10 protein-coding genes and 1 pseudogene are annotated in these 11,984 nt (G+C 59.9%); 6 read left to right on the top strand and 5 right to left on the bottom strand.

The annotated features are described in order from the left end of the window. The 5 genes and pseudogenes from HX817_RS23410 to HX817_RS23430 all read right to left on the bottom strand — a co-directional run. Positions 1-268 (bottom strand): annotated as a pseudogene (locus HX817_RS23410) (ribonucleotide-diphosphate reductase subunit beta); the annotation flags it as partial. Between the two features lie 470 nt (positions 269-738). Further along, the gene (locus HX817_RS23415; protein WP_003214355.1) at positions 739-2,022 is read right to left on the bottom strand and encodes an ABC transporter substrate-binding protein; all 1,284 of its coding nucleotides are present in this window, start codon (positions 2,020-2,022) and stop codon (positions 739-741) included. Positions 2,023-2,059: 37 nt separating this feature from the next. Next, positions 2,060-3,316 (bottom strand): DUF1479 domain-containing protein, encoded by a 1,257-nt coding sequence (locus tag HX817_RS23420; protein WP_177041344.1) that lies wholly within the window; start codon positions 3,314-3,316, stop codon positions 2,060-2,062. 130 nt (positions 3,317-3,446) lie between these two features. Then, entirely contained in the window at positions 3,447-4,310 is an 864-nt protein-coding gene (locus tag HX817_RS23425; RefSeq protein ID WP_003214350.1) for an AraC family transcriptional regulator, read from the bottom strand. A 143-nt stretch (positions 4,311-4,453) separates the two neighbouring features. Further along, positions 4,454-4,723, bottom strand: a complete 270-nt coding sequence (locus tag HX817_RS23430) for a DUF2790 domain-containing protein (protein WP_003214348.1) — start codon at positions 4,721-4,723, stop codon at positions 4,454-4,456. Positions 4,724-5,117: 394 nt separating this feature from the next. On the opposite strand from HX817_RS23430, the gene acs reads away from it, so the two are divergent. The 6 genes from acs (at position 5,118) to HX817_RS23460 (ending at position 11,925) form a co-directional block, all read left to right on the top strand. Beyond that, a complete protein-coding gene (acs, locus tag HX817_RS23435; RefSeq protein WP_003214346.1) occupies positions 5,118-7,073 on the top strand; it encodes an acetate--CoA ligase in 1,956 nt (651 codons plus the stop codon). Positions 7,074-7,757: 684 nt separating this feature from the next. After that, positions 7,758-8,543, top strand: a complete 786-nt coding sequence (locus HX817_RS23440) for an ABC transporter substrate-binding protein (RefSeq protein WP_003214343.1) — start codon at positions 7,758-7,760, stop codon at positions 8,541-8,543. A 91-nt stretch (positions 8,544-8,634) separates the two neighbouring features. Next, positions 8,635-9,324 (top strand): ABC transporter permease, encoded by a 690-nt coding sequence (locus HX817_RS23445; RefSeq protein WP_003214341.1) that lies wholly within the window; start codon positions 8,635-8,637, stop codon positions 9,322-9,324. Continuing rightward, the gene (locus HX817_RS23450) at positions 9,321-10,019 is read left to right on the top strand and encodes an ABC transporter permease (RefSeq protein WP_008435252.1); all 699 of its coding nucleotides are present in this window, start codon (positions 9,321-9,323) and stop codon (positions 10,017-10,019) included. The genes HX817_RS23445 and HX817_RS23450 overlap by 4 nt, the downstream gene beginning before the upstream one ends. Position 10,020: 1 nt before the next feature. Beyond that, positions 10,021-11,133: a succinylglutamate desuccinylase/aspartoacylase family protein gene (locus HX817_RS23455; RefSeq protein ID WP_177041346.1), complete on the top strand. Its 1,113-nt coding sequence runs from the start codon at positions 10,021-10,023 to the stop codon at positions 11,131-11,133. A 27-nt stretch (positions 11,134-11,160) separates the two neighbouring features. Beyond that, positions 11,161-11,925 (top strand): ABC transporter ATP-binding protein, encoded by a 765-nt coding sequence (locus HX817_RS23460; RefSeq protein WP_003214336.1) that lies wholly within the window; start codon positions 11,161-11,163, stop codon positions 11,923-11,925. Positions 11,926-11,984: the final 59 nt, after the last annotated feature.

Below are 11,984 nucleotides of genomic sequence, written 5' to 3' on the forward strand. Positions count from 1 at the left end.
TGATCATGCGCTTTTCGTCAACGGCCACGCGGGCGGCGGAGCCTTCGAGTTCGGCGAGGCCTTCGGCGACGTCGAGTTTGTCGAGGGCGGCCTTGGCGCGCACGATGGCGGCGGAGTCAGCGGCGGTGACGGCGCGGGCTTCGATGGCGGCAGCAGCGCCGGCGCCGTCGAGGCGGTCCATGTTGGCTTCGGTGGCGTGGCCGGCGTTGGCGCCTTTGGCAACTACTTCGCCGTCTTCTTCTTTGTCGAACTCGTCCCAGCTCAGCATGACGTGTCGTCTCCTGCGTGAGGGCTCTTAGGTGCCCGTGTGAAACCGGATGGTTGGGTGTTCACACGGCCCAAAGGCCGCGGTGGATCTTAAGGAATCGTTTGTTGCAGCTAACGCACGCATTAAACGGAATCAGGGTTACGGGTGTTCTGCTTGAGGCTTGAGGGGCGGAGCAATGCTTACTGGCTCCAGCGGGGGCCTCAGGTCTGGCTCTTCGTCCCAGTGTAAAGGGATATTGCAGGCCCGATTTACCCGCGCATTATAGGGAAAAATTCGACTTTGTGTTGCGGCGGATGGTCTCGGTGAGCGGCCAAAATGGTGGTGTTTGCAGCCAAGGTCCGGGTTTACAAGGCTTTGCCTGGCTTGGATTTTTTTGACGGGCGGTAGGCGTTTGTTTCAGCGCGCCGAACTGGGGCAGATTCGGTCTGGAAGTTCTTGCGCCGTTTGGCGCAAGAACGGGTCGCGGGGGGTTACTGGGCTGCGGCTTTGATGCTGGCAAACATCTGCTTGCCAGCCTTGGCGGGGTCCGCGTCTTTATTGCTCATGAAGTTGCTGACCACATCAAACACCGCCCCTTGCACCGCCTGGGACGTGGACATGTTGAAGGCCATGCTCGGCTCCAGCGTGCCGGCGTTCTCGGCTTCGGCGAAGTCCTTGGCGGAAGCCTGGGCACAGCTGTCGAACTGGCTCATGTCCAGGCCCTTGATCACCGGGATGGAGCCTTTGTTCTGGTTGAACACGCTCTGGAATTGCGGCTCCAGGGCGATCTTGGCCAGGTCGTCGCGAGCCGCGTTGTTGCCCGGCGTATCATTTTTACTGGACGGTTTGAACATGGCCAGTGAGTCGATGGTGTAGCTATAAATGCCTTGTGAGCCGGGGAAGGGCACGCATTCATAATCGGCCCCGGCTTTTTTACCCGCCGCGGTCCACTCACTCTTGGCCCAGTCCCCCATGATTTGCATGCCGGCCTGGCCATTGATGACTTTGGCGGTTTCCATGTTCCAGTCCTGGCCTGCGCCGTTGGGGTCCATGTAGGTCTTCAGCTTGCGCAGCGCGACGAAGACTTCGGTCATTTTGGGGCCGGTGAAGGTGGCTTCGTCGTTGTCGATAAAGGCTTTCTGGAAGCCATCGGCGCCCAGGATGCTGAGCACCAGGCCTTCAAATACGGTGGTGTCCTGCCAGGGTTGGCCGCCGTGGGCGATGGCGATGAAGCCGGCGGCCTTGAGTTTGTCGCCGGCGGCGTAGAGTTCTTCCAGGGTGGCCGGGGCTTTGGACACGCCGGCTTTCTTGAGCACCTCGGGGTTGATCCATAACCAGTTGATGCGGTGGATGTTGAGCGGTACGGCGACGTAGTGGTCGTCGAACTTCATCAGTTGCGCAATGCTTTCGGGCAGCAGGCTGTCCCAGTGATTGGCCTTGGCGACGTTGTCGACGCTGGTCAGCAGGCCCAGCTTGCCCCACTCCTGAATGTCCGGAGCTTTGATCTGCGCGGCAGAGGGCGGGTTGCCGGAGACGGCGCGGCTCTTGAGGACGGTCATGGCAGCAGCGCCACCGCCGCCGGCCACGGCACTGTTTTGCCAGATGAAGCCGTCTTTCTCGATCAGTTGTTGCAGCACCTGTACAGACTTGGCTTCCCCGCCCGAGGTCCAGTAGTGGACGACTTCAACAGTGCCTTTGCTGTCGGCTGCGTGAGCGGCGAACGTGCAAAGGCTGGCGAGGGAGATGGCAACGGCAAGGCGATGGGGGATTTTCATGTGGGATAACCCTTTTTGTTGTTTTGGGGAGCGGTGCTTATTCCAGCCCCAGCCCTTTGCGGCCGAGGGTGTTCAGTTGCGGCGTCATGAAGCGGTCTTTCCACTCTTTCTCGTAGTCCTCCCGGGCGAAATCATCCGGTGAGGCCCCTTGCTCGAACGCCCTGAGCACATCCTTGGCGTACCGCAGGTTTTTCGGGCACATGGGCGCGGCGGGCACGTACATCACGTTGCCCCAGCCCTGTTGATTTTCGACGGGGGCGACGCTGTGGATCACGTCGCAGTGCCACCACACCGAATCGCCGGCCTGCACGTCCGGAATCGGGGTCATGCCCTGGACCAGCAGCGGGTGCCATTTCTCTGAAACTGGCAGCACCTTGCCCGGCGCAACGCCGCACAGCTCATCTTCGGGGACATCGTCCAGCAGCGGGCGCAGCAGCATGTAGGCCATCGCCTTGGGGATCGGCAAGGTATGCAGCACGCCCTGGTCGGCCTGCATGTCGCACAGTGCGGTCCAGCCCTGGAAGGTACGGAAGGCCGAGCATTTCACCGTGTCCTTGTAGGCGTATTCATCGACTTCTGTGCGATTTGCAGCGTCCCAGGGGTCGTAGGACTTGAAATCGTTGCGGTAGATCTTGTCGAACACCTTTAGGTAGGCGGGGTGCAGCCAGCGTTCCAGGGCGCCCGAGTCGGTGTGCGGGCCAAGCCCTTTGGAGGTGGTGCCGGGTGGGCGGCGGCGGACGCGGTCGGGGTACAACGCATTGATGTCTGGGTCGAACCATTGCCGGCCTTGGGAATTGATGGTCCACAGGCGATTCAGGAACGACTGTGCAGCGCCCATGCGTTCGTGTTGGCGCACTTGCATCTGGGCGTCGGACCAATAGATGGGGAATATCTCCGGGCGTGAGGCTTCGAGGTTGCCGAAGAAGTTGTCAGCCGGGCCGCGATACACCTCGTCGAAAAGGTTGTGGTCGAGGTAGTCCAGCAGGCTCTTGTCCCACGCCAGCACCTGTTCCCTGGGGAAGTGGTTGCGGATCACCAGGCAGCCCCGGCGTTTGATGAGGGCTCGTTGTGCTTCGGTGACCTGGCCGGTGGCGATGGTTTCAAAGTCGAGTTCGGGCCAGGCAGACTGCTGGGCCTTGATCGAGGCGATTTCAGCCCTGATGAACTCGCTGACCTCGGCGAACAGCGCAGGCACGTCGCCGATCTGCGCGCGCAGGGCCTTTTTCATGGCGACGATGCTGCGCTTGTAGTCGTCCGGCAGCTCGGCGCATTCGAAGGCGTGGTAGTTGCTCATGGGGTGACCTGTCTTGTTGTTGTGTGCATACAGGTATGGAATCACCCCGGCCCGCCTGAGCGGCAGCCTGATTTGGCGCGTTGAGCAGTACGATTGTGGCGTTTGTTGTAAGGCGTATAGAAGAATCGGCTTATTGAAAGTGATGCCCGTGTTGAAGCCGAAACTGTGACGGCGTCATGCCCTTGTGCGCCTTGAACTGCCGATTGAACAACGCCTGGGAGGCATAGCCGACCTGTTCGGAAATCGCGCTGACCGCCAGGTTGCCCTGCATCAATAAAGCGCAGGCATGTCCGATGCGTAGCCGGACGATGTAGTCCAGCGCCGTGCAGCGTGTGTGTTTGCGGAACATGCGATGGAAGGCTGAAACGCTGACGCAGGCCATTTGCGCCAGCTCGGGAATGCCGACAGGTTGCGCATAGTGGCCGTGCAGGTAGTCCAGGACGCGGCGGATGCGCGCGTCTTCAACGATGTGAGGGGCGGCGTTTTCCGTCGCGATGCGCTGCGCGGCGATATCCCGGGACAATGTGTTGAGCACGGTAAGCAACGAGATCAGTCGCTGGGAAGCGTCTTGCTCGACCATGGCTTCGATCACCGGGCGCAGCGCCCGGGACGTAGCATCACTGAAACTCAACGCCTGTCGCGCAGCAGCCAATAGCGCGCGCGTCGACCCCATCTCCGGAAACAGTTGCACCAGCGAGTCCGCCCAGGCCTCGGAAAACCAGATGACCAGGGCAATGTGCGGTTTGGCGGGGTCGATCAGCTCGGCGGAAGACCAGCTATGGGGCACGTTCGGGCCCACCAGCACCAGGTCGCCGTCATCGTACAGCGCCACATCGTTGCTGATATAGCGGTGCCCGCGGCTGTTGAGGGTCAGGGTCAGTTCGTATTCGGGATGGTGATGCCATTCAAACGGAATCGCTTCCGGTAGACGCCTGTTCAGCAGGGTCCAAGAGGTGTTCGCCTCGGTGGGGATTTTTTCGAAACTGGCTCGCATGAATGCATCCTGCCTTGCAGGTGAGGTGGCGGCGCCACAATCGTAGCATTCGATTCAAGCGGTAGGGGATAAGCCGGCTCTTTGCCGCAAGAACGATTTCTTGCGGCGAATAAGATCAGGTTCAGTTCAAACTAACGAAGTTATTATCCGTTAGAGCAACCGTTACCCATGACCTGATATTGAAGAATATGACGCTGACCTTGTGAGTCTTCATATTCCATCTTTACCGGTACTACTTGGCATACATCCGGGACTTCACTCATGGACACTACTTTGGCGACGTCCAGATGGGTGCTGTAAGTGTAATCCTCAACAATCGGGGTGCTCTGGCTGGCTACGTCAGTCGGGGCTTCGTCGGCCAGGGCGGCGGTGGCGCACAAGCTGCTAAGGGCCATAACTAATAACGCTTTCATTTGACTATTTACCTTTTGGCGGTCGAAAGGGGTCACGGGGCCCTTGTGAGGCCACGTGTGTAACTTGATTGGGAAGTTCGGATTAACGTTGCCTTCGTGGGGGCTGTTACGTTGTTAATCACAGTGCCTTGATGGCGAGGTTGATTTTAGGCGTCCGAGTTATATTCATATACCCGTGCTTTTGATAAACACTATTGGTGGTTTTTGTAACAATCGCGAAATGAAGGTTTTTTCAGAAACCTGCAAAGCGCCACGGGCCGCGGGCCAGAGCGCTGCCAGGGGATAGGTGGGCAATTTGTAGGGGCTTGTTACTACCATCGTCGAATGGTTCTATAGGTCCGGCCCGGCTACAACAGGGCCATACAACAACAACTATGTCACCGAGGTAAGAAAGATGAGTGCGGCTTCTCTGTACCCCGTTCGCCCCGAAGTAGCAGCCAATACGCTGACCGATGAGGCGACCTACAAGGCCATGTACCAGCAGTCGGTGGTCAACCCCGACGGTTTCTGGCGCGAGCAAGCCAAGCGCCTTGACTGGATCAAGCCTTTCACCACGGTGAAGCAGACCTCCTTCGACGATCACCATGTCGACATCAAATGGTTTGCCGACGGCACCCTCAACGTTTCCTACAACTGCCTGGACCGCCACCTAGCCGAGCGTGGCGACCAGCCAGCAATCATCTGGGAGGGCGACGACCCTGCCGAAAGCCGCACCATCACCTACCGCGAGCTGCATGAAGAAGTCTGCAAGTTCGCCAACGCCCTGCGCGGCCAGGATGTGCACCGCGGCGACGTGGTGACTATCTATATGCCGATGATTCCCGAAGCTGCGGTCGCCATGCTGGCCTGTGCCCGGATCGGTGCGATTCACTCGGTGGTGTTTGGCGGGTTCTCGCCAGAGGCCCTGGCCGGTCGGATCATCGACTGCAAATCCAAGGTGGTGATCACCGCCGACGAAGGCATTCGTGCCGGCAAGAAGATTTCCCTGAAGGCCAACGTCGACGACGCCCTGACCAACCCGGAAACCAGCAGCATCCAGAAAGTCATCGTGTGCAAGCGCACCGGCGGCAACATCAAGTGGAACCAGCATCGCGACATCTGGTACGAAGACCTGATGAAAGTGGCGGGCACCGTGTGTGCGCCGAAAGAGATGGGCGCCGAAGAAGCGCTGTTCATCCTTTACACCTCGGGCTCCACCGGCAAGCCGAAGGGCGTGCAGCACACCACCGGCGGCTACCTGTTGTACGCAGCCCTGACCCACGAGCGCGTGTTTGACTACCGCCCGGGCGAAATCTACTGGTGCACCGCCGACGTCGGCTGGGTCACCGGCCACACCTATATCGTCTATGGCCCACTGGCCAACGGCGCGACCACGCTGATGTTCGAAGGCGTGCCGAACTATCCGGACATCACCCGGGTGGCGAAGATCGTCGACAAGCACAAAGTGAACATCCTCTACACCGCACCGACCGCGATCCGCGCCATGATGGCCTCCGGCACCGCCGCCTGCGAAGGCGCCGATGGCAGCAGCTTGCGCCTGCTGGGTTCGGTGGGTGAGCCGATTAACCCGGAAGCGTGGGACTGGTACTACAAGAACGTCGGCCAATCCCGTTGCCCGATCGTCGATACCTGGTGGCAGACCGAGACCGGCGGCAACATGATGAGCCCGCTGCCGGGCGCCCATGCCCTCAAGCCGGGTTCGGCGGCGCGCCCATTCTTTGGCGTGGTACCGGCGCTGGTGGACAACCTCGGCAACCTGATTGAAGGCGTGGCCGAGGGTAACCTGGTGATCCTGGATTCGTGGCCGGGCCAGGCACGTACGCTGTATGGCGACCATGACCGGTTTGTGGACACCTACTTCAAGACCTTCCGTGGCATGTACTTCACCGGTGACGGTGCGCGTCGTGACGAGGATGGCTACTATTGGATCACCGGGCGGGTGGATGACGTGCTGAACGTGTCCGGCCATCGCATGGGCACCGCCGAGATTGAAAGCGCCATGGTTGCCCACCCGAAAGTCGCGGAAGCGGCGGTGGTGGGGGTGCCTCATGACATCAAGGGCCAGGGCATCTATGTGTATGTCACGCTGAAAAACGGCGAAGAGCCGAATGAAGCGCTGCGCCTGGAGCTGAAAAACTGGGTGCGTAAAGAGATCGGGCCGATTGCTTCGCCGGATGTGATCCAGTGGGCACCGGGCTTGCCGAAGACCCGTTCGGGGAAAATCATGCGCCGGATCCTGCGCAAGATTGCCACCGCTGAATACGACGGGTTGGGGGATATCTCCACCCTGGCGGATCCGAGTGTGGTGGCGCATTTGATCGAGACGCACAAGACCATGAACGTCGCGTAAGGCGGGTTTGTGGGACGAAGCCCCATTCGGCGTAGGCCGGGTGGGGCTTTTTTGTGCGATCGGACAGGCGACCTATAACCCCTGTGGGAGCGGGCTTGCTCGTGAAGGCGGCGTGTCAGCCAGCACATCACCCACTGACACACCGTCTTCGCGAGCAAGCCCGCTCCCACATTTAGATTGCATTCCAAGGCTGGTCATCCGGTGGGGCGACTTACACAAGGCCAATAAATATCGGATTGTGTTGTAGGAAGTTTCTGAATGTTACCGACCCCGGCAAATGTGTAACCCCACGCCCAAACATGAGGCAAAGTGCTACGCCCATGCCCCGAAAACCCGCGTCTTAGACGCCCTGAAAAATTAGATCCAACGCTACACTTGCCGTGCTAGAAGGGTTTGCGAATAATAGGCCCGCAACTTGCAGCGTTAACAGGTTTAATATCTTTTGCCTCTGCATAAAATCAAGAGGCTGTCAATGTGCTGGAACCGCTTTCTCGGTGCTTCTGTAAATTGTTGTCGCATTGAGGAAATATCGGCTTCCGGCCTGTCGTTAGAATGCCGATCACTCGCTCGTCGTCGCCGATGCTGAACTGGCGCAGGACGCAGCACCGCTATTCGGTTTCACTCATTCGCATCGTGGGCCCTGGCTCATACTGCTGTTTTGCCCTATACCGATGGAGTCCCAAGATGAAGAAACTCGTGCTGTTGGGCGCCCTGGCGCTGTCCGTGCTGTCCATGCAGGCTTTCGCCGAAGGCAAGCCACTGAAGATTGGTATTGAAGCGGCTTACCCTCCGTTTGCCTCCAAGGCACCGGACGGCAGCATCGTCGGTTTTGACTACGACATCGGCAACGCCCTGTGTGAGCAGATGCAGGTCAAGTGCACCTGGGTCGAGCAGGAATTCGACGGCCTGATCCCGGCGCTGAAAGTGCGCAAGATCGACGCCATCCTGTCCTCGATGTCCATCACCGACGATCGCAAGAAGTCCGTGGACTTCACCAACCGCTACTACCTGACCCCAGCTCGCCTGGTATTGAAGGAAGGCACTGCCGTCAGCGACAGCCTGGATGAATTGAAAGGCAAGAAAATCGGCGTGCAGCGCGGTTCGATCCACGACCGTTTCGCCAAGGAAGTGCTGGCTCCCAAAGGCGCCACCATTGTTCCTTACAGCTCGCAGAACGAAATCTACCTGGACGTAGAAGCCGGTCGCCTTGATGGCACCGTGGCCGACGCCACCCTGTTGCAGGAAGGCTTCCTCGACACGCCAGCCGGTAAAGGCTACGCGTTCACCGGCCCGGCCTTCACCGACGCCAAGTACTTCGGCGACGGTATCGGCATCGCGGTACGTAAAGGCGACAAGGAAAACCTGGACCGCATCAACGCTGCAATCGCTGCGATCCGTGCCAACGGCAAGTACAAGGCAATCCAGGACAAGTACTTCAACTTCGACATTTACGGCCCAGAAGCCAAGTAAACCGTCGCAGCTGTCTGTCCAGAATGGCGCAAGCACCAGGATCTCTGAAGTTTGCGCCATTTTTTCATCCCCCTTTTCGAGGACCTGAATCATGTTGAAAGGCTACGGGGCTGTCATCCTCGATGGCGCTTGGTTGACGCTTCAGCTCGCCTTGTCGTCCATGGCCCTGGCCATTGTTCTGGGTCTGATCGGGGTCGCGTTGCGCCTCTCGCCGGTGCGCTGGTTGGCCTGGCTGGGCGACCTGTACTCCACGGTGATCCGCGGGATCCCCGACCTGGTGCTGATCCTGCTGATTTTCTACGGCGGTCAGGACCTGCTTAACCGCGTTGCGCCGTTGCTCGGCTACAACGACTACATTGACTTGAACCCCTTGGCCGCCGGTATCGGCACCCTGGGTTTCATCTTTGGCGCCTACCTTTCGGAAACCTTCCGTGGCGCCTTCATGGCCATTCCCAAGGGCCAGGCCGAAGCCGGCCTGGCGTATGGCATGAGCCCGTTCCAGGTGTTTTTCCGGGTGATGGTGCCGCAGATGATTCGGCTGGCGATCCCCGGGTTTACCAACAACTGGCTGGTACTGACCAAGGCCACCGCATTGATTTCGGTGGTGGGCCTGCAAGACATGATGTTCAAGGCCAAGCAGGCGGCAGACGCCACCCGCGAACCTTTTACCTTCTTCCTCGCAGTGGCGGCGATGTACCTGGTGATCACCAGCGTGTCGTTGCTGGCCCTGCGTCATCTTGAGAAGCGCTACTCGGTAGGCGTAAAGGCGGCTGATCTATGATCTTCGACTACAACGTCATCTGGGAGGCCATGCCGCTGTACCTCGGCGGCTTGCTGACCACCCTGAAACTGCTGGCCATTTCGCTGTTCTTCGGTTTGCTCGCGGCCTTGCCCCTGGGCCTGATGCGCGTGTCCAAGCAGCCGATCGTCAACGGTGTTGCCTGGCTCTACACCTATGTGATTCGCGGCACGCCGATGCTGGTGCAGCTGTTCTTGATCTACTACGGCCTGGCCCAGTTCGAAGCGGTGCGCGAAAGCTTCATGTGGCCACTGCTGTCCAGCGCGACCTTCTGCGCGTGCCTGGCGTTTGCCGTGAACACCAGCGCCTATACCGCCGAGATCATCGCCGGCAGCCTCAAGGCCACGCCCCACGGCGAGATCGAGGCAGCCAAGGCCATGGGCATGTCGCGCTACAAGCTGTACCGCCGGATCCTGCTGCCATCGGCCCTGCGCCGGGCGCTGCCGCAATACAGCAACGAAGTGATCATGATGCTCCAGACCACCAGCCTTGCGTCCATCGTCACCCTGATCGACATCACCGGTGCCGCACGCACGGTGAACGCCCAGTACTACTTGCCGTTCGAAGCCTATATCACTGCGGGTGCGTTCTACCTGTGCCTGACCTTCATCCTGGTGCGCCTGTTCAAGTTGGCCGAAGGCCGCTGGCTGAGCTACCTGGCTCCACGGAAGCATTGATATGGAACGTATCGATCACCTGTTGCCCTGGGGTCACCTGGGCTGCGAACGCCAGCTGACGGTGTTCCGTTTCGGCAGCGGCGAGCGCAAGGCCTATATCCAGGCCAGCCTGCACGCCGATGAATTGCCCGGCATGCGCGCCGCCTGGGAGCTGAAAAAGCGCCTGACGGAACTGGAGCAGCAAGGCACCCTCAACGGCGTGATCGAGCTGGTCCCCGTCGCTAACCCGATGGGCCTGGGACAGTTGCTGCAAGGCAGCCACCAGGGCCGCTTCGAGGTCGGCAGCGGCAAGAATTTCAACCGTGATTTCGTTGAGTTGAGCGAGCCGGTTACCGAGTTGCTCAACGGCAAGCTGGGGGATGATCCTCACGCCAATGTGCGCTTGATCCGCCAGGCCATGAGCGACGCGCTGAACGCCTTGCCGGAGCCGAGCAGCCAGTTGCAAGGCATGCAGCGAGTGTTGCTGAGCCATGCCTGCACCGCCGACGTGGTCCTCGACCTGCATTGCGACGCCGAAGCCGCGTTGCACATGTACGCGCTGCCGCAACACTGGCCGCAGTGGCGTTCGCTGTCGGCGCACCTGAATGTGAAGGTCGGCCTGCTGGCGGAAGATTCCGGCGGCAGTTCGTTTGACGAAGCCTGCTCGCTACCGTGGCTGCGGCTGTCCCGGGCGTTCCCCGAGGCGCAGATTCCCCTGGCGTGCCTGGCGACGACTCTGGAGCTGGGTGGCCAGGCCGATACTGGCCGTGACGAAGCGATTTTCCACGCTGAAGGCATCCTGGCGTTCCTCGCCGAGCAAGGCCTGATCCGTGGTGAATGGCCCGCGCCGCAGCACGAGCCCTGCGAAGGCCTGCCCTTCGAAGGCACCGAGTTGTTGTTCGCGCCCCACGCCGGCGTGATCAGCTACCTGCGTAAAGCCGGTGACGTAGTCGAAGCCGGCGACCCGATATTTGAAGTGATCGATCCCTTGTCCGACCGCGTGAGCATTGTTTGCGCGGGCACGCCTGGGGTGCTGTTTGCCGTTGAACGGCTACGTTATGCCCAAGCGGGTTTCTGGCTGGCCAAGGTGGCGGGGCGCGAAGCGCTGCGGCACGGGCGCTTGCTCAACGACTGACCAACTGTTTTTGTGAGAACCGACCGCATGTACAAACTTGAAGTCCAAGACCTGCATAAACGCTATGGCAGTCATGAAGTGCTCAAAGGTGTTTCCCTGGCCGCCGCGGCCGGTGATGTGATCAGCATCATCGGGTCCAGTGGCTCGGGCAAAAGTACCTTTTTGCGCTGCATCAACCTGCTGGAGCAGCCCCACGCCGGCAAGATTCTGCTCAATAACGAAGAGCTCAAACTGGTGGCCAACAAAGACGGCGCCATGAAGGCTGCAGACCCGAAACAGCTGCAACGCATGCGTTCGCGACTGTCGATGGTGTTCCAGCACTTCAACCTGTGGTCCCATATGACCGCGCTGGAAAACGTCATGGAAGCACCGGTGCACGTCTTGGGTATGTCGAAAAAAGACGCCCGGGAAAAGGCCGAGCACTACCTGGCCAAAGTCGGCGTGGGCCATCGCAAGGATGCGTTCCCTGGCCACATGTCCGGCGGTGAACAGCAACGCGTGGCGATTGCCCGTGCCCTGGCGATGGAGCCTGAGGTGATGCTGTTCGACGAACCCACCTCGGCCCTTGACCCGGAGCTGGTGGGCGAAGTGCTCAAGGTGATGCAGGACCTGGCCCAGGAAGGCCGGACCATGGTGGTGGTGACCCACGAGATGGGCTTTGCCCGTGAAGTCTCCAACCAACTGGTGTTCCTGCACAAAGGCATCGTCGAAGAGCGTGGCAACCCGCGCGAAGTGCTGGTCAACCCACAGTCCGAGCGTTTGCAGCAGTTTCTTTCCGGCAGCTTGAAGTAAACAGAACTGCTTTTATGCACTGAATTAGTGCAAGCTTCACAGCTTTAAGGCTGACCCCG

This window comes from Pseudomonas sp. C6002, assembly GCF_013385805.1.
Lineage (GTDB): Bacteria > Pseudomonadota > Gammaproteobacteria > Pseudomonadales > Pseudomonadaceae > Aquipseudomonas.

What these genes read in the sequence shown, in the direction of transcription:
- acs (WP_003214346.1), top strand. Translation starts at nt 5,118, where the DNA reads ATGAGTGCGGCTTCTCTGTACCCCGTTCGCCCCGAAGTAGCAGCCAAT.
- HX817_RS23450 (WP_008435252.1), top strand. Translation starts at nt 9,321, where the DNA reads ATGATCTTCGACTACAACGTCATCTGGGAGGCCATGCCGCTGTACCTC.
- HX817_RS23445 (WP_003214341.1), top strand. Translation starts at nt 8,635, where the DNA reads ATGTTGAAAGGCTACGGGGCTGTCATCCTCGATGGCGCTTGGTTGACG.
- HX817_RS23440 (WP_003214343.1), top strand. Translation starts at nt 7,758, where the DNA reads ATGAAGAAACTCGTGCTGTTGGGCGCCCTGGCGCTGTCCGTGCTGTCC.
- HX817_RS23430 (WP_003214348.1), bottom strand. Translation starts at nt 4,723, where the DNA reads ATGAAAGCGTTATTAGTTATGGCCCTTAGCAGCTTGTGCGCCACCGCC.
- HX817_RS23420 (WP_177041344.1), bottom strand. Translation starts at nt 3,316, where the DNA reads ATGAGCAACTACCACGCCTTCGAATGCGCCGAGCTGCCGGACGACTAC.
- HX817_RS23455 (WP_177041346.1), top strand. Translation starts at nt 10,021, where the DNA reads ATGGAACGTATCGATCACCTGTTGCCCTGGGGTCACCTGGGCTGCGAA.
- HX817_RS23425 (WP_003214350.1), bottom strand. Translation starts at nt 4,310, where the DNA reads ATGCGAGCCAGTTTCGAAAAAATCCCCACCGAGGCGAACACCTCTTGG.
- HX817_RS23415 (WP_003214355.1), bottom strand. Translation starts at nt 2,022, where the DNA reads ATGAAAATCCCCCATCGCCTTGCCGTTGCCATCTCCCTCGCCAGCCTT.
- HX817_RS23460 (WP_003214336.1), top strand. Translation starts at nt 11,161, where the DNA reads ATGTACAAACTTGAAGTCCAAGACCTGCATAAACGCTATGGCAGTCAT.